Source organism: Streptomyces sp. P13-3-3, from assembly GCF_050571355.1.
In the GTDB taxonomy this organism is placed as follows: domain Bacteria; phylum Actinomycetota; class Actinomycetes; order Streptomycetales; family Streptomycetaceae; genus Streptomyces; species Streptomyces althioticus.
Genome location: NZ_CP192228.1, coordinates 4339317 through 4362740, shown reverse-complemented (window position 1 = coordinate 4362740; position 23424 = coordinate 4339317). Strand labels below are relative to the sequence as shown.

General features: G+C 68.7%; 20 protein-coding genes and 2 tRNA genes. 8 read left to right on the top strand and 14 right to left on the bottom strand.

The annotated features are described in order from the left end of the window. Positions 1-36: 36 nt before the first annotated feature. From ACQZOG_RS20035 to ACQZOG_RS20015, 5 genes are all read right to left on the bottom strand, one after another. Positions 37-1272, bottom strand: coding sequence for a tyrosine-type recombinase/integrase (locus ACQZOG_RS20035; protein ID WP_033272069.1), 1236 nt, complete (start codon positions 1270-1272; stop codon positions 37-39). Between the two features lie 439 nt (positions 1273-1711). Next, positions 1712-1951, bottom strand: a complete 240-nt coding sequence (locus ACQZOG_RS20030) for a helix-turn-helix transcriptional regulator (RefSeq protein ID WP_033272070.1) — start codon at positions 1949-1951, stop codon at positions 1712-1714. A 241-nt stretch (positions 1952-2192) separates the two neighbouring features. After that, positions 2193-3818, bottom strand: coding sequence for a hypothetical protein (locus tag ACQZOG_RS20025; protein WP_033272071.1), 1626 nt, complete (start codon positions 3816-3818; stop codon positions 2193-2195). Then, a complete protein-coding gene (locus tag ACQZOG_RS20020) occupies positions 3815-4363 on the bottom strand; it encodes an HNH endonuclease (RefSeq protein WP_078493007.1) in 549 nt (182 codons plus the stop codon). The genes ACQZOG_RS20025 and ACQZOG_RS20020 overlap by 4 nt, the downstream gene beginning before the upstream one ends. After that, positions 4360-5451, bottom strand: coding sequence for a GntR family transcriptional regulator (locus ACQZOG_RS20015; protein WP_078493006.1), 1092 nt, complete (start codon positions 5449-5451; stop codon positions 4360-4362). The genes ACQZOG_RS20020 and ACQZOG_RS20015 overlap by 4 nt, the downstream gene beginning before the upstream one ends. A 233-nt stretch (positions 5452-5684) precedes the next feature. Between ACQZOG_RS20015 and ACQZOG_RS20010 the strand changes: the two genes are divergently transcribed. The 6 genes from ACQZOG_RS20010 (at position 5685) to ACQZOG_RS19985 (ending at position 11807) form a co-directional block, all read left to right on the top strand. Next, positions 5685-6443 (top strand): GntR family transcriptional regulator, encoded by a 759-nt coding sequence (locus tag ACQZOG_RS20010; RefSeq protein WP_033272075.1) that lies wholly within the window; start codon positions 5685-5687, stop codon positions 6441-6443. A 38-nt stretch (positions 6444-6481) separates the two neighbouring features. Beyond that, positions 6482-7003, top strand: coding sequence for an AAA family ATPase (locus ACQZOG_RS20005; RefSeq protein ID WP_078493171.1), 522 nt, complete (start codon positions 6482-6484; stop codon positions 7001-7003). Positions 7004-7946: 943 nt separating this feature from the next. Further along, complete coding sequence (locus ACQZOG_RS20000) at positions 7947-9215, top strand: NucA/NucB deoxyribonuclease domain-containing protein (RefSeq protein WP_157842146.1); 1269 nt, start codon at positions 7947-7949, stop codon at positions 9213-9215. 77 nt (positions 9216-9292) lie between these two features. After that, positions 9293-9853: a DUF6461 domain-containing protein gene (locus ACQZOG_RS19995; protein WP_230229192.1), complete on the top strand. Its 561-nt coding sequence runs from the start codon at positions 9293-9295 to the stop codon at positions 9851-9853. 594 nt (positions 9854-10447) lie between these two features. Beyond that, positions 10448-11200, top strand: coding sequence for an ALF repeat-containing protein (locus ACQZOG_RS19990; RefSeq protein WP_359568650.1), 753 nt, complete (start codon positions 10448-10450; stop codon positions 11198-11200). Positions 11201-11405: 205 nt separating this feature from the next. Next, a complete protein-coding gene (locus ACQZOG_RS19985) occupies positions 11406-11807 on the top strand; it encodes a CBS domain-containing protein (RefSeq protein WP_033272078.1) in 402 nt (133 codons plus the stop codon). A 72-nt stretch (positions 11808-11879) separates the two neighbouring features. On the opposite strand, the gene ACQZOG_RS19980 is transcribed toward ACQZOG_RS19985, so the two are convergent. After that, positions 11880-13331, bottom strand: a complete 1452-nt coding sequence (locus tag ACQZOG_RS19980; protein WP_230229190.1) for a catalase — start codon at positions 13329-13331, stop codon at positions 11880-11882. Positions 13332-13474: 143 nt separating this feature from the next. Here ACQZOG_RS19980 and ACQZOG_RS19975 point away from each other — a divergent pair, with 143 nt between their 5' ends. After that, positions 13475-13891, top strand: coding sequence for a Fur family transcriptional regulator (locus ACQZOG_RS19975; protein WP_351031630.1), 417 nt, complete (start codon positions 13475-13477; stop codon positions 13889-13891). Positions 13892-14047: 156 nt separating this feature from the next. Here ACQZOG_RS19975 and ACQZOG_RS19970 read toward each other — a convergent pair. The 4 genes from ACQZOG_RS19970 to ACQZOG_RS19955 all read right to left on the bottom strand — a co-directional run bounded on the left by ACQZOG_RS19970 (position 14048) and on the right by ACQZOG_RS19955 (position 19409). Beyond that, positions 14048-14121 (bottom strand) — tRNA-Met (locus ACQZOG_RS19970). Positions 14122-14292: 171 nt separating this feature from the next. After that, positions 14293-16113, bottom strand: coding sequence for a tetratricopeptide repeat protein (locus ACQZOG_RS19965; protein ID WP_193456463.1), 1821 nt, complete (start codon positions 16111-16113; stop codon positions 14293-14295). A 220-nt stretch (positions 16114-16333) separates the two neighbouring features. Continuing rightward, positions 16334-16407, bottom strand: a tRNA-Met gene (locus tag ACQZOG_RS19960). Between the two features lie 56 nt (positions 16408-16463). Continuing rightward, a complete protein-coding gene (locus ACQZOG_RS19955) occupies positions 16464-19409 on the bottom strand; it encodes a UPF0182 family membrane protein (RefSeq protein ID WP_203551653.1) in 2946 nt (981 codons plus the stop codon). Positions 19410-19573: 164 nt separating this feature from the next. Between ACQZOG_RS19955 and ACQZOG_RS19950 the strand changes: the two genes are divergently transcribed. Beyond that, a complete protein-coding gene (locus ACQZOG_RS19950) occupies positions 19574-20116 on the top strand; it encodes a PPA1309 family protein (protein WP_058917970.1) in 543 nt (180 codons plus the stop codon). 9 nt (positions 20117-20125) lie between these two features. Here the strand turns inward: ACQZOG_RS19950 and ACQZOG_RS19945 are convergent, their stop codons facing one another. The 4 genes from ACQZOG_RS19945 to ACQZOG_RS19930 all read right to left on the bottom strand — a co-directional run bounded on the left by ACQZOG_RS19945 (position 20126) and on the right by ACQZOG_RS19930 (position 23319). Then, entirely contained in the window at positions 20126-21220 is a 1095-nt protein-coding gene (locus tag ACQZOG_RS19945) for a YlbL family protein (RefSeq protein ID WP_193456461.1), read from the bottom strand. A gap of 98 nt (positions 21221-21318) precedes the next feature. Continuing rightward, positions 21319-21483, bottom strand: coding sequence for a hypothetical protein (locus ACQZOG_RS19940; protein WP_167338163.1), 165 nt, complete (start codon positions 21481-21483; stop codon positions 21319-21321). Between the two features lie 155 nt (positions 21484-21638). After that, the gene (locus ACQZOG_RS19935; protein ID WP_058916924.1) at positions 21639-22097 is read right to left on the bottom strand and encodes a molybdenum cofactor biosynthesis protein MoaE; all 459 of its coding nucleotides are present in this window, start codon (positions 22095-22097) and stop codon (positions 21639-21641) included. A 109-nt stretch (positions 22098-22206) separates the two neighbouring features. Then, positions 22207-23319 (bottom strand): SDR family oxidoreductase, encoded by a 1113-nt coding sequence (locus ACQZOG_RS19930; RefSeq protein ID WP_033272086.1) that lies wholly within the window; start codon positions 23317-23319, stop codon positions 22207-22209. Positions 23320-23424 lie beyond the last annotated feature (105 nt).

The following is a 23424-nucleotide window of genomic DNA, read 5'->3' as shown; positions in this document are numbered from 1 at the left end:
GTCAGTAGCGGCTTGACCTGCCCGTTCCCTCCATTCTCAGTGCCCCTGGGCCGTCGTGGGGCCGTCATCGGTGGCCGGGCCGTCGTCAAAGGCCCGGTTCACCGCCTCCCGCGTCCGCTTCTCACTGCTCGGCATCAAGTGCGTGTACGTCCGCAGCGTGAACCCAGGATCGTGGTGGCCGAGGTACTCCGACAGGGCCTTGATGCTCTCGCCCGCGTCCAGGAGCACGGACGCGTAGAAGTGCCTCAGCGCGTGCATGCCGTTCTCCCTGCCACGCGGGATACCCGCACGGTCAAGGGCGGGCCGCCACGCCTTGTGGTTGAAGACGACGCGGTTCACCGCGCGCCCCTCTGCGTTGCGGAAAAGGACCGGCACCGCGACCGGGGAGCCGTCGACCGACCGCCACGGCAGCGACACAGGCATGGGCGGGTACTTCTCGATGTGGGCTTCGAGCGACCGCATGACGCTTTCGGGCAGCGGGACCGTGCGCGTCTTGCCACCCTTGGGCAACGCGAACACCTGTCGTCCGGCGATGAGCTTCACCTGACGGACGACGTGAACGACTCCTTGGACGAAGTCCACGTCATCGGCGGCCAGGCCGAACACTTCGCCTTGCCGCATGCCGCACCCGCCGGCCAGATCCACCGTGGCCCGGTACCGCTCCGGGAGCTCCGCCCGGACAGCGAGCACGCGCTCAGGCCGCCACGGCACGACGCGCCGCGGCTCCGCCTTGGGTGCCTTCACGGACGACGAACGGCACGGATTATGCGGGATCAACCGGTCGTCAACAGCCGCCGCGAGCATCGCGCTGAGGTTCGCGAAGATGACCCGTTGGTAGGCGGGGGCCACTCCCCCGTCGTGGAGCTTCCGCAGCCACTCACGCACGTGCGTCGGCCTCAGCGAGTCGAGCGAGCGACTACCCAGGTGCGGCAGGACATGCAGTCGAATCCGCTGCTCGGTGCTCACGTAGGTGCCGGGGTCCATGGTGAGCGACGCCAACCACCGTTCGGCGTGCTGCCGCACGGTGAGGCGTCCGGCGCGCGGGTCGATGTACTGCCCGCGCGTCATGTCCGCCTCAATGGCGCTCAGCCACTTCTCGGCAAGGCGCTTCTGTCCGTCGGGGAAGCTCTTGGACTTCTCGGTGCCGTCGGGGCCGATGTACCGGGCCCGGTAGCGCAAGCCACTGCCGTGCCGGTCGGTCTTGACGCGAGCGGCCTTGCCGTCAGCGTTGGTTTCGGTCTTGTACCAGCGGTCTTGGATGTGGCCAGCCATGGGGCCGGGGTCCCTTCTCTGGGATGTTCTGGTGCGGTGCCTCAGGGAGGCAGCGACAGGGGGTGGCGGGTGGCTTCTGGAAGGGGTTTTCGGGGGTGCTGAGGGTGTGCCTCCCTGCCTCCCTGAGAGGCTGTTTCCGCTGATCAGGGCGAGGGAGGCGGGCCAGGGAGGCGGTCAGGGAGTTCTCCCTGTCTCCCTGGGCCGAGGCAGTGCTCCTCCCTGTCGCGCGCGGCGCTTTCCAGGCCGGCGGGGGAGGCAACGGCAGGGGCCCCGAGTGCTCTGCCGGGCCGAGTTTCGGGGTGGTTCCGGCGGCGCCTCCCCGCCTCCCCGAAGTGCCGTTCACGCTGCTCAGCGGGGGGAGTTCGGGCCGGGGAGGCGGAGGGGGAGTTCTCCCCGCCTCCCCGGCCCGGCGTCGGGTCCCTCCCCGCCGGCCGGTGCGTCAAGCTGCGTCGTCGAGGGCGCCCTGGTCGGTCACCCAGGCGCGTACGGCGGCGGGGTCATAGCGCAGGTACCGGCCGACGCGGAAGCCGGGCGGGCCGATGCGCTTGCGGCGCCACTGGTAGACGGTTTCGACGCTCGGGAGGCTGAACATGGTGACCAGGTCCTCGGGGGTCAGGTAGCGGTCCGGGAGGCCGCCGCGCAGGATCGCGCGCGGGTCGGTGGGCTCGGTGGTGGCCATGGCGGTGGTGACTCCTCGTGTCCGTCGGGCGGTGCGTGGGAGTGGTGCCGGTGGCCGTCCTGGAGAGTTGGTGTATTTCAGCGTCCGCAGCGTCCCAGCGTCCGCGCGGCCGTATTCGGGCAGGCCAGGGTGGGTGTTGGGTGCGGACGCTAGTGCGGACGCTGGACGGCTGGAGCGTCCGCAGCATGGGACGTGTCCGGGCCGCTGATGTGCGGCCCGGCCCGGCGGTGTTCCGGCTACGTCAGGTCTGGTCAGGCAGTGTTCTGCCCTGTCCGATGGGTGCCACGTCCGGCCAGAGCGCGCCTTGGTCGGGTGCGGACGCTGACGCGTCGCCGTCAGGTGCGCGGGACAGGATCAGCAGCTTGTGCCGGGTCCGGTCACGGCTACGCTGCGTGTCGTCCACGGTGATCCCGATGGACCGCAACAGCGGTGCGAGCCGCTTCACGCGCCCGCCGGCACGGGTGGCGTCCTTGGGCCAGTTCGGTGGCCGGACCGGGCCTGGCACGGGCAGCGTGTCGAGCAACTGCCCGGCCGTGCCCTGCCACGTTCCCGCCTGGTCGACCAGGGTCGCGATGGCCATGGCGAACGGGTCGCCTTCCAGCGCATCCGTGGCGACGTTCGCAGACGTCGCCAGGTAGTCACCCAGGGTGTTCCAGCCCTGTGTCTGGTCGACAGCCGCGAGCACGCGCGCGAAGTCGGCCATGCGCGGCATGGCCTCCAGCCGCACCGCCGGCAGCACGGCGAGCGCGCATGCCAGCACATCGAACAGAGCCCCGAGTACCGCCGGGCGGACCGCCTCGAAGGTGGCGTCCAACTCTTCCTCGGAGCGACGGCGGCGGGAGTCGATGAGTTGCAAGTCGAGCAGCAGCACGCGTTCAGCCAGGTCTCCGGCGAGAGCTCCCGCGTCGATCGTGGTCATGGCCAACACCCGCTTGAAGGTGAGGACCACGACGTCGTCATCGGTGTACAAGGCGCGGTCGACCACGCCGTCACCCGTCACCGCCTTGCACAGGGTGTCCGACAGCCACGGTGGGATCGTGCTTACGTTGTCCAGGCACAGCGCCCAAGAGCTGAACGCCTGCCGGGACCATGCCTTCTCGTCCCGCGGTTGGCTGCGTTTGGCGGCCGGGGACGGGTCGATGAGGTTGATGAACATCTGTGCGGCCTTGGACTTGCCCGTGCCCTGCTCGCCCTTGCAGACCACCGCCGGGTGTGGGATGTCAGGAATCCACGCCGCTACAAGCCATGCCACAAGCTGATGGAACGCGGACTCGTCCATGTTCAGCAGCGCGTGCAACTTGGCCAGGCCGTCACCGTCCAACACCGGTTCAGGCATCGGAGCCATGGCACCGGAGCGGCGGAAGAGCACTGGGGAGCGTTCTACGACCTGCCAGCCGAGACCGGACACCACGACCGCGCGGCCGTCGGCACTGCCGAGGTCGACCACGATGGCGCCGTCCGGGGCCCGCCCGACGCGCAGGTTCACCGGCACCGGGTCGTTGTCCTCGGCAATGCCTTCCAACACGGTCATCGCGTCCGCAAGCGCGGACTGTGAGGCCACCTCGCCCGGGTAGGCGTCCGCAAACCGTCGCGCCAGACGCTGGCGTAGTCCGGCCTTGCCCCTCAGCGGCACGGCGACGTTCGGGCCGTCCAGGGCGACCGCATACGGGCGGCCGTCGGTGGACATGACGAACCGGTACTCCTCACGCGCCATGGCCACGATCCGCGCGGCGGCCGGCGGCTGCTTGCCCCCGTCGTCCGGCTTGCCGTGGGCCGGTCGACTCGTGCCTCGATCAGTCGGGCCGACCCGACTGGTGCCGGGTCGGTTGTGACCGTTGACGGGTCGGTCGGATCGGGTTGCCGTCATGCGGGGACCGCCTCTCCGGAGTGGCCCGCGCACACCCGCACCGATCGGGGCGTGCGTAGACAGTCGGGCCGCACGGCCGACCGACGGTCGGGGCAGTGCGGAGTCGATCCGTGCAGGCTGCGGGTCGACCGTGCGCCAGTCGGGTCGGCCGATCCAACGGCTGCCGGTCGGGGCGTGACGTGGGGTGTGACGCAGGTCGTCACACTGGTGAGCGCCGCCTCCCGGACGTGCGCGAGTCGAGCCAACAGCAGCACGTCGACCGGGCGAACGATCGGCCGCGTCGGGTCGGCCCACCCCAGCAGCATCAGTGCGAGCGTGAGCGGGAGTCGGTCCGCCTTGGCCTGGTTGCAGTCGACGCACGCCAGCATCAGCGACATGACCGACCACGACCGCCATAGCGAGCACGGCACGATGTGATCAAGGGTGGCTTCGCTCAGGTCGGCGAACGGGCGGCAGCAGTAGGCACAGCGCTGCCCGTGGCGGCGCGCGAGCTGTTCCTTGCGCACGCGCCGCCGCGCGGAGTTGAGCGGGTGTCCGTGCCTCATGCCGCCTGCTCCATGTCGTCCTGGTTGCGGGTGACGGAGTAGCCGTACAGGCCGTTGGACTCGATCAGGCCCTCACCGCGCAGCACGGCCCAGGCGTTGTCGATCGTGCGGCTACCGACCGCGAAGCGCGCCATGAGGTCCACCCGGCGCGGCAAGCGGTCACCAGGCCGCATAGCCTTGATGTCCTCCCGCAGCGCGTCGGCGACCTGAGCAAACTTCGAGTTCGCCCGCCGGCCGGTGGCCCTGGGCTTGCGTGCGGCGCGGGGAGTAGACACACACCGGATAACCGCGGCCACCGCGTCATGAGACAGCCCCAGTCGCTCGCTGATCTCCCGCTTGCTCAGCCCCTGCTCTTTGAGCAGCAACGCCTGACGTTCTGACGACTCCAGCCGCAGCAGCGCCTCACGCCGGGCCGGACTCAGCTCCGACAGCGCCCGCCGCTCCCACTCGGGCAGCGACGCCAACGCGACCGGTTCGCGCGAGAGCTCCGGATTGTCGATCTGGAGCCGGAGCACGGCCGCCCTGGCCCGCAGCACGGCTGCCGTGTCGCCGCAGCCGAGGTGCTCGGCCATGGAACGCGGGTCCAGTCCGTCCAGCATCAACAGCAGGGCCGCGCGCTCCTGCTCCGGCAGCGCCTCGACCATCGCGGCCAGGTAGGCGGGCAGCTCGACCAGGGCACACCCGCTCGGCATCATCGGGCAGAGCCAGTTGCAGGTCACCGGGTCGGCGAAGTCCACGACCTTCTCACCAGTGGAGTACAGCTTGAAGTGGCGGCTGATCTCCTGCCTCACCCGGTAGAACAGCAGGCCGCCCATGTTCTCCACCGACGCCTCACCCAGCGGACCGCGGGCGCCTTCACGGGCCACCTGCACCCACGTCCCCTGGGCGATGTCCTCAGCGAGCGTCCACACGTCCCCGCCCACGCGGTCCCACTTCCTGAGCTGCGAGTACGCGTAGCGCACCAGCCGGGACCCGTACTCCTCGTACAGCGAAGCCAGCAGGTCCGATTGCTCTGCCGTTAACGGCACGATCTCGCCCACACGCGTCTTGCGCTGGCTGGCCGTCCGTTCCGTGATGGTTCCAGGCATGATTGGAGTGCCCTTCGAGGGTCAGGGAGCGGCTATCTGCTTGGCGGTAGGGAGCCGCTCCTTGCTTTGCCCTGGGGCTGACCAGGGCTTTTCGAGGTTCAGCGCACGCCGGACAGGCGGTCTCCGATCGAGCCATCCGACCGGCGGGCACATCCCTAAGGTTCCCTAGGGCACCCTAGGGTGTCAAGGGGTACAGTAGGCATGGCGTCCACTCAGACAAGGGAGCTACGGAGATGTCGGAGCAGGCCGACAATCGAGCGCCATACGCGCAGATTGCCGCCCACTATGCGGAGCTGATCACGTCCGGCGAACTGGTGCCGGGCTCGCTCCTGCCGAGCATCAAGAACCTCGCGCAGGAGTGGAAAGTCAGCACCGCGACCGCCGAAAAGGCGCTGCGGAAGCTGCGCACCGAAGGGTTGGTCAGGGGAATTCACGGCATCGGAACAGAGGTGCTGGACCGCCCCTCCCCCATGTCGTCCGGCTCTCAGCGCCAGGACCGGGGCCGCCGCAGCGGGTCAAGTTGGGGATCCGGTGAGCGGTCCGACTCCCACCAGGCCGCCGTAGTGCCGGCGCCTGCGGATGTGGCGGGGGCACTGGACATCGCGCCCGGTTCCGAGGTGATCAGGCGACGCCGGGTGTACCGCGACCGGCACGGAATCGTCGCGCACTCCACGTCATGGATCCCCGTGCGGTACGGACGGTTGATCCCGCAGTTGATGGAGAGCGACCGCTTGACCGGTGGGACGTCGCTACAGCTCATCGCGCAGGCCACGGGCCACCCGATCACTCACCGGATCGACACCGCGTCGGCACGCCTCCTTACGCCTGAGGATGCGCGACTCCTGGAGTTGGACCCCGCGCACCCCCCAGCGGATCCCGTAGTCGTGATGACAGCGAAGTTCGTTGACAGTGAGAGCAACGTGGTGGAGTACGGCGTTGACCTCGGGGGCCCCGGTCGTACGTGGCGCACGGAATCGGAAGTCACCCCGTGACGGCCGCTGGCCACGTGGCCCGGCCGTCCTGCGTCCTCATGGCGGGACTGCCCGGCTCAGGCAAGACGACGCTTTCCCGCGCCCTCACGGCCCGCGGTTTCCTCCGGCTCTGCCCCGACGAAGAGATGTTCCGCCGGCATGGCGTCTACGGGGTCGACTTTCCCCGTGGCGTCTTCCCGACCCTCGAACGCCCGGTCCTCGAAGAGACTGCCCTGGAGCTCAGCGAGCAACTGCGGGCCGGACATGACGTAGTGGTGGACCACGGCTTTTGGACGCCGGGAGACCGCGCTCACTGGCGGTCGATCGCGGCTGAAGCGGGAGCGGTCACGCTGCTCGTCTACCTAGAAGCAAGCCACGAGGAACTGTGGGCCCGTGTCAGCGAGCGGAATGCGCGCCATGCGGCCGACCCAAACTCGATCTACTTCACCGAAAGCGACTTGCTCCGCTACCGCACCCGGTTCGTCCCTCCGGAGCCAGACGAAGCACACCTTGTGTACAACGGCGATCCGGAGTCGGTAATGAAGGCGCTGAACGAGGTTGCCCAGCAAAGCGAGGGATAGAAGGTGCGGCCTATGGCCGCGCGATCCTTGGCAGCTCGCTGCGCTCGCGCGCGGCAATGCCCGTAAGCTCCGACCGTTCGTCGCGCCCCTGGTGGCGGGCGGCACATCGAAGAGGAGCACCCCCCGTCCGGCGCGGGGGTGCTCCTCTTCGGCGTTTCGGAGCGCTCAGCGTCCGCACCCCTCCCCCGTCTAAGAGCGGCCTTGACCTGCGAAGACACGCTCTAGTAGCGGAACGTGACCGGACACTGCGGACGCTCAACAATTTGTTTAGCGTCCGCAGGAACAGTGCAGGTCAAAAGGAGCGAGGGATGCCCGGCGGACGCTGCGGACGCTGTCTTCCCTCAACTCTCCTAGGACAGGAGAGGGAGGGAGGAGCGCTCTTCAGGTGGGTCAGCAACGCAGCACGAACGGCTGTCCATCCCTCTCCTGAAGAGCCGTGGGGCCTTCCAAGCGGGGGCGGGCCCGATTATCCTCCCCGTCCTGCCGCATCCCCTCTGGAAGGCCACGTACATGCACGAGGCTCGCAGCCTCGCACCCCGGACGGGCGGCGGGCACGCGAGCGCAGCGAGCTGCCAAGGGACGCGCGGCCGTAGGCCGCTCCTTGTTGGTCTTCCTCTCTCGATGCGCCGGCATCGCGCTGACACTCGTGTCTTGTCGCATGTCTTCGTCACGGAAACCAGCCATGGCCGCCGCGAGTCACGGCATGCTGCACCCCATGACTGCGCCTGGGGGCTCTTCAGGTCAGCAAACCGATCTCCACAAGATCTTTTACCGTAATTCGGCACATTATGCCTTGCGGTCGGCCATCGTGGATCGATGGCCGAAAAGTGCATTGCTTCGGCATCCTATTGATTCATAGCCTGGCAAGGAAATGGCTAATTCGGAAGAGCGAGAGAGCCCCTTGCGAAAAATAGCAGTAGGAATAGCTGCGTTCCTTTTGACCGTGAGCTTTGCGGCAAGTTCGGCCAGCGCTTTCGAGAATCCAAATACGAATAGGGAATCCGGAATTCTCAGGCCTGCTGAGTTCCCGGCGACTGCGTTCGATACGGCGTCGATCAAGGAGGAGTCTTCATCCTGTTCGCCAACGACAGCAGGTCGGGAGCTTTGCGTCACACAGGGAAGCAGTGCGACAAACTCCCCTCACGCTACCACCGCTTCTGCAGTCGCACTGACGGAGGCGGCTCCGAACAGCGGGGCGAACGAGTTGGTCTGCTCCACCGCGCCTACCGAATACACCTATGACAGGTTCGGTTCCTGTCTTGGGAACCGTCCGATCAAACTCACCGAGCTGAAAGACGGTAATCCGGTCGGCAGCGCCCTTCTGCACGTCAGCTCGCGCCTGATTCTCGACCGCGCAAAGCTCAGCTGGAAGGAGAGCATTAGCATCAAGTACGAGTCCTTCGAGGGTAAGCTGACCACCAACACCTTCCACGTCGCCTTCACAGCAGGATGCAACAAGTCCTGCAAGATGACTACTGCCTCCCCGTGGACCGGGCATCTCAGCCTCGCACCCAAGCAGACGCTCTCGGGTGACGTCGAATACAATGTCGCCACACCAAATTCTGGATTCAACGGCGGCATCACCACAAACTACAAAATCAACGTGATGCAGGCCGGCACCGTCCCCATCCAGCCGAACGCCACATGGTCGAACCCCCGCACCATCCGGTGCGACGACGAGGTGAGCAACGTTCCCGGGTGCGTCTACCCGCACATCACACCGGAACTGGTCCTACCTCTCAGTACCTACAAGGAAGCTGCGGCGACGTATCTCTTCCAGCAGCAGTACTCAGATCACCCTCTGGGCACCAAGGATGAACCGCTCCACCGGCTTGCTAACCTCGATGCGCAGGAGGCGAACCGCGACAGGACATGCGTCGTCGCAGCAGAGGGAGCCGTCGAAACCCCGGAACTGTTCGTCCGCAAGTCCAGCAAAATCCCGGACGACTCGTGCGACGAATACCCCTTCGCTGCATCGCTGGAGGGCGGCACTCCTGGCGCCTACTGCAACGACGTTGAATTCGAACTTGTCGATGGAGAGTGGATCTACGCGCAGGCTAATTCGACCAAGCCTCTCTTCAAGGAAGCTCAGTGCTCTCGCGGACATGTGCCGCTCGACTTGAACTCGGCGGCCGGTCAAGAGCTCGGCCGACTGGTCCAGGCTCAGCGCATGATAGATTTCGACGCCTACACGGTACGCATTCCCGCGTAGTCTGTTATGACAGAAGGGGCGGACGCCGACGGCGTCCGCCCCTGGGCGCATCGGAGCGGTTCGTAAAGGAGTAAGGAATGTCCGCTGGGTGGAGCTGGGTCACTGAATCACGCTATCCAAGTTTTTGCATCGTGCTAGCCAGATCAAAAACACCGGAAGAGCTCCTTCAAGACTACGGTGCACCCCCGCAAAAAATAGGGGACATGATGAAACTGGAGGAAGCGGAGGAAGCCTTTCCGTACGACAAGGTAGATCATCTGATCAGAGTGGGAGGATTGCAAGGCTGGTCTTTCGCCTACGAAGACAGAATCCCCCTGGGAATGACCAAAGAGGTGCGCGAACACGTTTCTCGCAACACGGAAACCCTCGAGATTCTCAAGGGCGGAGATGGAACAAACTTCTTCCAACGAATGAAGAACGGTAGACGCCTCGAAGCTTTCGAACCAAGAAATCCGATCGATGTCTCCGGCGATGGCCCCTTCCTCATTTCGGAAATCCTTCGGGAAATGTTTCAGCCTGATACAGGGGGTCGGCAGGCCATAACCGCCCTCACCAACGTCATCTTTGAGAACTACGGCATCACAGTCGACAGAGAAGTCCTTCAGGGGCCCCTTTTGACAGCGGCTATCCGTAATTGATCCGAAGCTCACGGGGCTCTTGCCGCGCACAAGTGAGCCTTTTCAGTGTGGCCACCGATCGGGTGATGACCTTGGTGCCCGCAACGGATAGGGCTGGTCTCCCCCGCCGTTGGGTGAGGTGTTCGAAGCCTCAGTCTGCCAGTGCAGGAGCCCTGTTGGTTCCCTATCCTGCCGCACTCGACCTGCCTCGGTGCTGTACAGCACGGAAGTACAGCAACCGCCACGGCCGCCACCGAGCGTTGCCAGCCGCAGGCGACCGGCTGACGTGCTCGGCCGACCGCAACGACGTCCCCGCCCGTAGTTCGCATCGAGGGGCGCACTCCGACACCCCCGCTCGGGCCGTCTCTGGGCCGTCCGAGGGCGGCCGACGACAACAGATGACGACAGGCATGAACAGCATTAGCCCGGCTCTCCGGTGGGATGCGGAGGAACACCGCACCCCACCGGAGAGCCGGTTCAATACCAGCGCTACTAGTCATTCGGCGCGCGCACAGGCAGACAACGGGGCCGGAACACTGCCCGAATCCGGCAGTGTGTTCGAGCTGTGTGATCGGTGAAGATCACGGTGTCCACCACGCAACGGGAGGCACACTCGTGAGACAGCACCGCGCGTTCCTGCTGGTCGCGGCCACGGCCCTGGCCCCGGCCCTCCTTCTCCCCACCCCGGCCTTCGCCGGCCCGTCGTCCGCACCCGCCACCGCGACCACCGTGGCGGTCTCGTCCGAGACGCCGGTGGACGAGATGACGGAGGACGAGCTGCGCGCCGCGATCACCGCGATCCTGGAGGCCGAGGCCACCGGCAGGGGCGTCACCGAGGCGGCCACCCGGGCCCTCAACGGCACCGTCGACGACATGCGGACGTTTCTGACCACCGGCTACCCGGCCGCGCAGGCCGAGGACGACCTCGTCCGCCTCTTCCGCATGCTGGGTCCCGCACGGCAGAACGGGGACAAGCGGGTCACCCAGGAGATCACCGAACTCCTCGACCGCAACGACCCCGCGGAGATCCGCGAGTGGCTCGAGACCGGCTACCCGCTCGCACAAGCCGAGGACGACCTCGTCCGCCTCTTCCGCATGCTGGGTCCGGCACGGCAGAACGGGGACAAGCGGGTCACCCAGGAGATCACCGAACTCCTCGACCGCAACGACCCCGCGGAGATCCGCGAGTGGCTCGAAACCGGCTACCCGCTCGCACAAGCCGAGGACGACCGGTTCGCGCTCTTCGTCCTCCTCGGCACGGCACAGAAGGCCGGCGACACCAAACTCGTCCAGGAGATCAACGGCCTGCTCGACCGCATGGACGCGGACGAGATACGCGCCTGGCTGACGGCCTACCGGGCCGCCTGACCACACCGGCCGGCCCCGCTCGTGGCGGCGTCCACAGCGGGGTCGGCCGCATCGCGCGCCCCCCGGCGACCGCGCACGCCCCCTTGTTGACCCCCGCTTTGCCTGCCACTCTGAGAGCCCCCCCACTTGTGAACTTGTGAAAACGCGAACGAGCGGGCGTCCGAGCCCGTGGCCACGTGTTTTCCGGTAGGAGGTGGCTCCATCCATGCTCGTCCGTGACGCCATGAGCACCGTGGTCCTCACCATCGGCCCCGCCCATACGCTCCGCCAGGCCGCCGCCCTGATGTCCGCGCGCCGGGTGGGCGCGGCCGTGGTCCTCGACCCCGACGGCACCGGGATCGGCATCCTCACCGAACGGGACGTCCTCAACTCCGTGGGCCTGGGCCAGGACCCGGACGCGGAGCGCGCCCACGCCCACACCACCACCGACGTCGTCTTCGCCACCCCCTCCTGGACCGTCGAGGAGGCGGCGGCCGCCATGGCCCACGGGGGCTTCCGGCATCTGATCGTCCTCGACCGGGGCGAGCCCGCGGGCATCGTGTCGGTCCGCGACATCATCCGCCTCTGGGCGCCCGCCCGGGTGCCCGCCCCGCAGGTGCCCGCCTGACGGACACGAGGACGGGCCGGACCCCCGTGAGGGGATCCGGCCCGTCGATCGGCAAACGGTCCAGCGCTGGAATCAGCCGCGCAGGGCCTGCACCGCGGCCTCCAGCCGCTTGCCGAAGTCCTCGTCGGCCTGGCGGAAGTTGTTGATCGCGCGCTCGGCGATGTCGTCGCGCGTCACCCCCGAGATGGCGTTCGCCAGGTTCTTCACCAGGCGCTCCTTCTCGTCCTCCGACATCAGCCGGTAGAGGTTGCCCGCCTGGACGAAGTCGTTGTCCTCGGCGTGGACGGGCGTGACCGTCTCGCCGGTGACCCCGGTGACCGGGACGCCCTGCCACAGCGCGCGGTCCGTCTGGAAGGGGCCGCCGAAGCTGTTCGGCTCGTAGTTCTTCGCGCCCTTGTGGCGGCCGTCGTACAGGTAGCCGTCACGGGAATGGGTGCGCGCCTCGGTGGCGTGCGGACGGTTCACCGGCAGGTGGTCGGCGTTGATGCCGACGCGGTAGCGGTGGGCGTCGCCGTACGCGAAGAGACGGCCCTGGAGCATCTTGTCCGGGGAGGGACCGATGCCCGGCACGAAGTGGGCGGGGCTGAAGATCGACTGCTCGACCTCGGCGAAGATGTTCTCCGGGTTGCGGTTGAGCTCCAGCTTGCCGAACTCGATCAGCGGGTAGTCCGCGTGCGGCCAGACCTTGGTCAGGTCGAACGGGTTGAAGCGGTAGGTGGCCGCCTCGGCCGCCGGCATGACCTGGACGTAGACCGTCCAGGACGGGTACTCGCCGCGCTCGATGGCCTCGCGCAGGTCGCGCTGGTGGGAGTCGGGGTCCTTGCCCGCGAGGACCTCGGCCTCCTCGGCGGTCAGGTTCTTGATGCCCTGGTCCGTCTTGAAGTGGTACTTGACCCAGAAGACCTCGCCGGCCTCGTTGGTCCACTGGTAGGTGTGGGAGCCGAAGCCGTCCATGTGGCGGTAGGACGCCGGGATGCCGCGGTCGCCGAACAGCCAGGTCACCTGGTGGGTCGACTCGGGCGACAGGCCCCAGAAGTCGAAGACGTTGTCCGCCTCCTGCGAGCCCGTGTACGGGTCGCGCTTCTGGGTGTGGATGAAGTCGGGGAACTTGATGGCGTCCCGGATGAAGAACACCGGGGTGTTGTTGCCGACGAGGTCGTAGTTGCCCTCCTCGGTGTAGAACTTCACCGCGAAACCGCGCGGGTCACGCACCGCGTCGGCGGCACCGAGGTTGCCCGCCACGGTCGAGAAGCGCAGGAAGACCTCGGTCTCCTTGCCCACCTCGGACAGGAACGCGGCCCGGGTGTACTTCGTGACGTCGGCGGTCACCTTGAAGGTGCCGTACGCACCGGCGCCGCGGGCGTGGACCACGCGCTCCGGGATGCGCTCACGGTTGAAGTGGGCCAGCTTCTCGAGCAGGAGCTGGTCCTGGACGAGGACGGGGCCGCCGACGCCCGCGGTCTCGCTGTTCTGGTTGTCGGCGACCGGAGCTCCGGCCTCCGTCGTAAGCGGTCCCTGCGTCACGTGCGCCTCCTGCGTCATCACTGCAACTTGTGCCTTGGCTAAAGCCGAGCTCGATCCTACAATGGACATTGTCTAAGTCAAGTAGAGCTCCAAAGTCACACCCGTTCGGGATCCGACTCCCCCCTGCTGTTAGGCTGGTGCCTATGAGTGACCTTCTGGAACGACTTCGCGGACGCGGTTGGCGGATGACCGCGCAGCGCCGTGTGGTGGCCGAGGTCCTCGACGGCGAACACGTCCACCTGACGGCCGACGAGGTGCACGCCAGAGCTGTCGCCAAGCTGCCCGAGATCTCCCGGGCGACCGTCTACAACACCCTGGGCGAGCTGGTCTCGCTCGGCGAGGTGCTGGAGGTCGCGACGGACAAGCGGGCCAAGCGCTACGACCCGAACGCGCACCGTCCGCACCACCACCTGGTGTGCGCACAGTGCGGGTCGATCCGCGACGTCCACCCGACCGGCGACCCGCTGGCCGACCTGCCCGACACGGAGCGGTTCGGTTTCACGGTGTCCGACGTCGAGGTGACGTACCGCGGTCTGTGCCCCAACTGCGCGTCGGCCTGACCGGCACCTAGGGCTCGCACGAAGCCCCGGCCACTTCCGAGTGTCCGGGGCTCTTCGTCATGCGCGGACGCCGGACGTGTGGCGTCACGGGAACGGCCGTGGCACAGAAACGACCGAGGGCCGGAACCCTTTCGGATTCCGGCCCTCGGCCATCAGTAGCGGGGACAGGATTTGAACCTGCGACCTCTGGGTTATGAGCCCAGCGAGCTACCGAGCTGCTCCACCCCGCGGCGATGTCTTAAAGCTACGTCAAGGTGCTCGACAGAAGCAAATCCATTACCTGGGGGCAGCGCTCCAGGGAGCGCGGGGCCCACGCGCAAGGGGCCCGTGAGCTCAGCCCGACAGGGGCGCGGGGAACTGCGCGAAGGGGGTCCGGGGGCTGGCCCCCGAATCCGCCCGCGCTAGGCCGACAGCTCCTCCCGAAGCGCGTCGCGCAACCGCGCAGCCCTCTCGGTGACCGCCGGAGGCCCCAGCTCCGCCGCCCGGTCCGCCCACCGCTGCCCCTCCGCGAGCTCGCCCCGCCGGGCGTACACCAGAGCCAGCCGCAGCGCCGCACGCCCGTGCCCCGCGTCCGCCGCCCGGGTCCACCACACCGCCGCCTCCGGCTCGCTCCCCTCCCGCGCCAGCAGCAGCCCCAGGTTGAAGGCGCCGTTGCGTGAGCCGGCCTCCGCGGCCTCCCGGTACCACCGGGCCGCCTCGACGACGTCCCCGCGGGCCGCCGCCAGCATGCCGACCCGCACCTGCGCCCGCCGGTGCCCCTGGGACGCCGCCCGCTCGTACCACTCCTCGCACTCGCTGCGCCGGTGCACCGGCTCCCCCAGCTCGTGCGCGGGCTCCGGCGGCCGGCGGGCGTCCAGCACGGTCGCCAGCCGGTACGCGGCCTCCGCGCTGCCGCCGCCCGCCGCGCACCGCAGGAACCGCTCGGCCTCGCCCTCCTCGCCGTCCCGCAGCCGCGCCATGCCGACCTGGAGCGCCGCCTCGGTGTGCCCGGCGGCCGCGGCACGCTCGTACCAGCGCAGCGCGGCCACGTCCTCGCCCCGGCCGGCGTGCAGGATGCCGAGGTTGAACGCGGCGTCGACGCTGCCGGCCTCCGCGGCCTTGGAGAACCACGGCTCCGCGCCGGTCTCGTCCCCGGCGCGCAGCAGCAGGATCGCCAGCGCGTTCGCCGCCTCACGGTGCCCGGCGTAGGCGGCGCGGCGGTACCACTGCTCGGCCTGGGTGGTGCGGCCCTGGTCGGCGCAGAGCAGACCGAGGTTGTACGCGCCGTTGATGTCGCCCGCGTCCATCGCGGACCGGTACCACCGCTCGGCGGTCTGCGTCTCGCCCCGCTCCGCGTGCAGGGCGCCCAGCGCGTTGGCGGCGTTGCCGTCGCCGTCCTGGGCGGCGCGCAGCCACCACACGGCGGCGTTCTCGGTGTCCCCGGCGTCGCGCAGCAGGAAGCCCAGCGCGCACGCGGCGCGCGGCTCACCGTCCTTGGCGGAGGTCAGGTACCAGCGCCCGGCCTCCTTCAGCTCTCCGCGCTTCTCCAGGATCGTGCCCAGGTGCAGGGCGGCCCGGCGGTGTCCGCGCGCGGCGGCCTGCCGGTACCACTGCTCGGCCTCCTCGACGAGCGCGGTGCCGGCCTCGCCGGACGCCCGCGCGGCCTTGCGGTCCAGGGCGCGGGCGAGCCGGTAGGCGCCCTCGCGGTGGCCGCGCTCGGCGGCGGCCCGCATCCAGCGCTCGCTGCCCTCCGCGTCACCCCGGTGCTCCAGGAGATCGGCGAGGGCGTACGCGCCGAGGGTGTGGCCCTGTTCGGCGGACTGGCGCAGCCAGTACTCGGCGGCGGGTTCGTCGCCGCGCTCGCGGTGGTGCCGGCCGAGCGCGTGGGCCGCGGCCGTGGAACCGGCGACGGCGGCGATCCGCCACCATCCGGCGGCCTCGTCGGGGTAGCCCCGCTGGTGCAGCAGGACGCCCAGGTTGTTGGCGGCGGCGCGGTCGCCCGCGGCGGTGGCGGCACGCAGATGGGGTTCGGCACCGTCGAGGTCACCGCGGCGCAGCAGCATGGCGCCGAGGACGCTCATCGCCTCGACGTCGCCGGACTCGGCGGCGAGCCGTCGGCGCAGCTCCTCCGCCGCTTCGTCGGCCGCTTCCCCGGCGTCGTCGTGGGGATGTTCCTCCCGAGGGGAGGACTGCACAAAACGCCCTGACTCGAACAGAGTTGCCTTGTCCCCCATAACATCCATCGTCGCACCACCTGCAACCTGGGTACACCTGGTATACCGCAGTCAGTGAGGTCACTACAGCGTTTTGTCGACATGCCCACAGAGAGACAAGTCAAACACAGATCGCTCAACTCCCGTCGGCGGCAGGGCCGTCGAGAAGCGGGGCACATGCGTTCGCCCACCACAAAGGCCCGGATTCCCTTGGGAATCCGGGCCTTCGGTGTCGCTGTCGCGACGTCAATAGCGGGGACAGGATTTGAACCTGCGACCTCTGGGTTATGAGCCCAGCGAGCTACCGAGCTGCTCCACCCCGCGCCGTTGTGTTGCAACCGTAGCACGGCGCGGGGTGGGCCTGTGACCAGGCCTTCGGATCAGCTGTTCGAGCTGGTGCTCGGGCTCGAGGTCGCGCTCGGGCTGCTCCGTGCGCCGCCGGCCCCGCCGGACTGCGCGTCCTCGGCCCTGCGCAACGCGTCCTCGAGGTCCTTCTGCGCCCGGCCGTAGGCCTCCCAGTCGTTGTTCTTCAGGGCTTCCTGGCCGGCTTCGAAGGCCTTCTGCGCGTCGTTCAGGGCCTCCTGGGCGGTCGAGGGCTCCTGAGTGCTCGGCGGCGGAGGCGTGGTGCCCTCGTCCGTGCCTTCGTCCTCACCCTCGTCGGCCGGCGGCTCGACGGGCGTGCCCTCGCCGCCGAAGACCTTGTCGAGCGCCTGCTCCAACGTGTCCTCGAACGCCGTCTGGCCGCCGTAGGTCACCAGCACCTTGCGCAGCAGCGGGTACTTCAGTCCGCCACCGCGTACGTAGACCGGCTCCACGTAGAGCAGTCCGCCGTCCAGCGGGACGGTCAGCAGGTTGCCGTACTCGACCTCGGAGTCGCCGCCTCGCAGCAGCCTGATCGTCTCGGCGATGTCCTGCTGGGAGTTGAACTGGCTCTGCACCTGCTTGGGTCCGGAGACCGTGGTGCTGGTCGGCAGTTTCAGAATTCTGATCTTGCCGTAGTCCTGGGTGCCCGGATCGGCGTTGACCGCCATGAACGCGCTCAGGTTGTCACGGCCGTTCGGCGTGAACGTCGTGGTGAGCGAGAACACCTGCTCGTTCTGGTCCGGCATCTTCATGCTCAGGTAGTACGGCGGAACCGTCTCACCCGTCTTGTTCGTCGGGTCGTCCGGCACCTGCCAGACCTCGCTGCCGGAGAGGAACGTGTTGGCGTCCTTCACGTGGTAGCGGGTGAGCAGTTCACGCTGGACCTTGAACAGGTCCTGCGGGTACCGCAGGTGGTCCATCAGGTCCTGGGAGATCTCGCTCCGCGGCTCCACGGTGTCCGGGAACGCCTTCATCCACGTCTTCAGGACGGGGTCCTGGGTGTCCCACTGGTAGAGCTTGACCTCGCCGCTGTACGCGTCGACGGTCGCCTTCACCGAGTTGCGGATGTAGTTGACCTGGTTCTGCTGGGCCACCACCGCGCGCTGGTCGTTGGTGGCGGTCAGCGAGTCGGCCGTGGTGTCGCCGAGCGTCGTCCGGGACGCGTACGGGTAGCCGTTGGTCGTCGTGTAGGCGTCGACGATCCACTGGATCCGGCCCTCGACGACCGCCGGGTAGGCGTCGCCGTCGATGGTCAGCCAGGGCGCGATCGCCTCGACGCGCTCCTTGGGCGTGCGGTTGTACAGGATCCGCGAACCCTCGCCGATGGCGCCGGAGTAGAGGATCTGCGGCTCGCCGAACGCGACCGCGTACGCGGCCCGGTTCACCGGGTTGTCGAGGTTGACGCCGCTGTCGCCCTTGTAGCTGTACGTCTTCTCGCCGCTGTCGTCGGAGTAGTCGATCTCCTTCTGGGGACCGCCGACGATCGAGTAGGTGGTCGTCCGCTCGCCGTAGTAGACGCGCTGCTCGTACGTGCCGAGGTCGCCCTTGGACGGCAGGTCGGACTCGGTGAACGCCGGGCGTCCGCCGGAGTCGGCGCTGGTGCCCTCGGCGGCGACGACGCCGTAGCCGTGGGTGTAGCGGAAGTGGTCGTTGATCCAGTTCCGCTTCGGGATGCCCGCGTAGTTCAGCTCGCGCAGACCGATGACGGTGTCCTGCTCCTTGCCGTCCTTGGCGTACCGGTCGACGTCCAGGTTGGTCGGGAACGCGTAGTAGTTCCTGATCTGCTGGAGCTGCTGGAACGTCGGCGAGACGATGTTCGGGTCCATGATGCGGATGCTGGCCGCGTTCGCGACGTCGTCCCGCAGCTTGGCCTGGTCCTTGGTCTCGGCGATGCCCGGGTACTCGGTGACCTGCGAGTCGTCGATGCCGTAGGCCTCACGCGTGGCCGCGAGGTTCTTCTCGACGTACGGCGCTTCCTTGGCCTGCTCGTTGGGCTGGACCTGGAACTTCTGCACGATCGCCGGGTACAGGCCGCCGATGAGGATCGCCGACAGCACCATCAGGCCGAAGCCGATGACCGGCAGCTGCCAGGTGCGCCGCCACAGGGTGGCGAAGAACAGCAGCGCGCAGATCACGGCGATGCAGAACAGGATGGTCTTCGCGGGCAGGTAGGCGTTCGCGTCGACGTAGCGCAGACCCGTCCAGCTGTCCGTGGCCTTGAAGTCGCTGGACTTCACGGCAAGTCCGTACCGGTCGAGCCAGTACGCGACCGCCTTCAACGCCACGAAGATGCCGAGCAGCACCGACAGGTGACCGGTGGCGGCGGCCGTGGCGCGCGCGCCCGGGCTGGTGACGCGCAGTCCGCCGTACAGGTAGTGCGTGAGCGCGGCGGCGATCAGCCCCAGGATGGCGGCGGCGAAACCGAAGCCCAGCAGGAACCGGTACCAGGGCAGGTCGAAGGCGTAGAAGGAGACGTCCAGCTTGAACTGCGGGTCCTTCTGACCGAAGGACACGCCGTTGACCCACATCAGCCACGTACGCCACTGGCTGGAGGCGGAGGCGCCGGCGATCAGGCCGACCAGCGCGGTGATGCCGAGCAGCAGCCACTTCTTGTAGGGCGCGATCCCCATCCGGTACCGGTCGAGGTTCTGCTGCTCCATCGACATGGCGCTCAGCGGGGGCCGCAGGCGGTGCGCCAGCCAGATGTTGAAGCCGACCGAGACGGCCATGAGCAGACCGAAGACGAAGAACAGCCCGATCTTGGTCGACAGGGTCGTCGTGAAGACCGACGAGTAGTCGACCGACCGGTACCACAGCCAGTCGGTCCAGAACCCCGCGAACATGGTGAACACCATGCCGAGGACGGCAAGGACGCCCAGTGTCATGAGCAGGGTCCGGACCCGTCGGGACGGCCGGCCCACTCTGATCCGTGGCCCCGTCGGGCCTCCGCCGCGGTCCGGCATCTGGAAAGCCAAGGTAGGCACCTCGAAGTTCGCTGTTGATTCGTCGAGCCCGCGTCTTCACGGACCGTCGTGGGCCCCCGTGATCGCGGGCCCACACCCTATGCAACTTACTCACCCTTTACTCGGTTCCCGATTCCGGCCAGGAACGAGAGAGGATTGTGACCATGTCCAACACACCCATGGCCGCGAACCCCCTCACCCGGGCCGTGCTCGAGATCGACGAGTACGTGTCCGGACTGGGCTGGGACCAGCCCGCCCGACTGTTCGCCCTCGTAGACACTGCCCGGCTTCGGGCGGAACAGCCCTCCCTCGCGGACCGCCTCGGCCTCGACGGCGGGGAGCAGGCCGCCGCCCTCACCCCGATCGAGCAGGAGGAGATTCCCGCCGGCAAACCGCTCGACGAGTTCCTCGGCACCATCGCCTGGCCCGACGCGGTCACCGGCTGCGCGCTCACCGTGGAGCGGCTGATGCTGCCGCCGTCCGCGGAGGCGCAGGTGCCGAAGGACCTCGACGAGGCCGCCCTCACCACGTGGGTGGCGGAGCACCCGGAGCGTCAGGAGGTGCGTATGACGGTCGCGGTGCTGCGCGACGGCTCCCGAGAGTCGGCGCTGCGGCTGCGGGAGAAGGATTCCCCGACCGAGGTGCTCACCGGCTCGGACCTGGTGCCGGGTCTGGCCCAGGCGCTGACGGCGACGTTCGAGGACTAGTTCCCGGGATCAGGACGCGGTGCACGTCGGCAGGTCGGCGGTGTCGCCCGAGCGGATGTCCTTCAGGGCGTCCAGGGCGTCGTCGATCGTGCCGACCTTCACCAGGGTGAGGCCGTCGGGGGTGTCCTTGGCGGCGGAGGCGCAGTTGTCGGCGGGCGTGAGGAAGTACTCGGCGCCCTTGTCGCGCGCGCCGACCGTCTTCATCTCGATGCCGCCGATCGGCCCGACCTTGCCCTCGTCGTCGATGGTGCCGGTGCCCGCGACGAACGAACCGCCGGTGAGGCTGCCCGGGGTGAGCTTGTCGTAGATGCCGAGCGCGAACATCAGGCCGGCGCTCGGGCCGCCGACGTCGGCGAGCTTGATGTCGACGGTGAACGGGAAGGTGTGGTCGGTCCCGGCCGAGATGCCGACGACGGCGCGCTTCTCGCCGGCGTCGTCGGAGGCCCGGGTGGTGATGGTGACCTTCTCCGTCTTCACCGCCGTCCGCTTCTCCTTCTCGGCGACGGCCTGCTCCTTGGCGGGCACGATGGTGAAGACGACGTCCTCGCCCGGCCGGTGCTCGGTCACCAGGTCGGCGACGTCGGAGGGCTCCTTCACCGGCTTGCCGTCGACGGCCTTGATCACGTCGCCCGCGTGCAGCTTGCCCTCGGCGGGCGCGTCCTTGACGACCGTGGAGACGATCACCCAGGACTTCACCGGGATGTCCAGCTCCTTCAGGGCCGCCACCTTGGCGCTCTCCTGGGACTGGCTGAACTCCTCGGCGTTCTCCTGGGTCGACTCCTCCTCCGTCTTGCCGTCCGGGTAGAGGGTGTCGTGCGGGACGACCTTGGTGTCGTGCGCGAGCCAGCCGTACACGGCCTCGACCAGGTTCATCCGGTAGTCGGCGCTGGTGACCCGCACGGTGGTCATGTTGAGGTGACCGTCCGTCGGGTAGGTCTTGCGTCCCGCGATCTGGAGCACCGGCTCGCCGTCGTGCTCGCCCAGTGTGTTCACCGTCGGCCCCGGCGACATCTCCGCGTAGGGCACGGGGATGAAGACTCCCGCGCACAGGAGCGCGATCAGCATCAGGGTGGAGGCGAGCATCGTCGCCGTACGGCGTGGCATGCCTCGACAGTACGGGACGGACCTGTCAGCGCACCGTCAGGGCCGCCCGGTCGAGCGGCCCCGGCCCCGCAGTCCGTCCAGGCACACGGCGTGCGGGATCAGCCGCCCGTCCGCTCCCGCTCCATCGCCTCACGGAAACGGGCGTAGCCGACGAGTTCGGGACCGTCGCTGCGCACCTTGCGGGTCCGATTGGCCCAACTGCCCCACAGTCCCGCTCCGACCGCGGCCACCAGCGGAATCAGCAACCAGGCAAGCGCCGCCATGCCGACCTCCCAACCCCATGAGCGTCCGCAACACTGACTGATCAGCAGATTAACCATCCGCAGTGACAACGCTCACCTCAGGGGTGCGGTTACGCAACCGCACGGCAAGGGCGTGCCGCACGGGAACGGCGTGCCGCACCGAGAAGGAAGGCGTGTCAGACGCCGACCCACTCCTCCGTGCCGTCGGAGAAGCGCTGGTGCTTCCAGATGGGCACCCCGTGCTTGATGTCGTCGACGAGCCGGCGGCAGGCCTCGAACGCCTCGCCCCGGTGCGCGCACGACACGGCGGCGACCACGGCGAGGTCCCCCACCCTCAGGTCGCCCACCCTGTGGGCCGCGGCCAGGGCCCGCACGGGGAAGTCCGCGGCGACCTTCTCCGCGATCCGCCGCATCTCGTCCTCGGCGCTCGGATGGCAGGAGTAGCCCAGCTCGTCCACGTCCACGCCGCCGTCGTGGTTGCGCACGGTCCCCACGAAGAGTGCCGTGCCGCCGGCCGCGTCGTCGCCGACCGCGCGCAGGATCTCGTCCACCGACAGCGCGGTGTCGCGGATCGCGATCAGCTTGATCGGGTCCTGGGCGGGCTGCTCACCGGGGTGGTCCGTCACGGGTGCCATGCCCCCATCGTGCCCCACCCCGCCGACACCGCGGAACAGCCGGATCGCCCATGACGCGCGCGTGGTGCCTCGGAGGGTTCTCCAAGGAGACGCCTCCGCGGCGGCGAGGTCAGATCCGGCGGCGCGCCTTCCGGGCCCGGCGCACCACCGCCGCCGCGCCGAGCAGCGCGACCGTCGCGCCCGCCGCGCCCGCGGCCGTGGCGTCCTTGCGGCCCAGGCGGCGGCCCGCGACCGTGTGCCGTCCGGACACCTCGTCGAGCAGCTGCGCGAGCACCTCCTCGTTGGTGTACGCGGGACGCCACCCCGCGTCGTGCAGCCTGCTGCCGCTGACCACCCAGGGGTACATCGTGTACGCCAGGTCCCCGGCCGGGGACGGGGTGAGTCCGATGCGGTGCAGCCGGGCGGCCGCGCCGAGCGCCACCGCCGACGGCAGCTCCATCCGCCGGATGCCGCTGAGCTCCTCGACCTCCTCCTGTTCCAGCCAGCCGTCGCAGCCCACGGCCAGCTCGCCGTCGACCTTCTCCAGCACCGCGTACTCCAGGGCGCTGCACAGGTCGTCGACGTGGCAGAACTGCCAGGCCGGCCGGGAACCGGCCACCACCAGCAGCCGCGGCGACTCGAAGTACCTGGTCAGCGCGGTGTCGGTGCCGCCGACCAGCACGGCGGGGCGCACCACGGTGACGTTGAGCCCGGGGTGCGCGCGGGGCGCCCGGCGGGCCAGCCGTTCCACCTCCAGGAGGTCGCCGACACCCGTGGCCTCGGCGGTGGCGCGCAGCTCCGCGTCCTCGGACAGCGGCAGCTCGTTGTCGGGCAGCGCCCCGTAGACCATGGTCGACGTGCACAGCACGACCCGGTGCACGCCCGCGGCGGCGGCCGCGGTGAGCACGGTCTGCGTGCCGCGCACGTTGTAGGCCGTCCGGGCGGCCGCGTCGGTCTCCAGGTCCAGGTCGAGGGCCAGGTGGACGACGACGTCGGCCCCGCGCAGCCGGTCCGCGATCGCCGGGTCGCGGACGTCCAGGATGTGCCACTCGGCCTCGGCGCACTCGCCGCGCCGCTCGTCGATGGCGACGACCTGCTTGACCTCCTCCGAGGCGGCGAGCCGCTCGGTGAGCAGGGCCCCGACGCCGGAGGCGGCACCGGTGACCGCCACGACGGGCCCGCGGGGCGGAGGACTGGTTGACTTGTTTCGCGCTGCGCGAACCTGCGGATCTGGGGAACTCACCGGGCGTCTCCAGCGGTTGTCTTCAGTACGAGCGCAAGCGACGCGTACGTACCAGGTGGCATCCATCCTGCCGCAGGCCTCCTGTCGGCGAAGCACCGAGGCCCG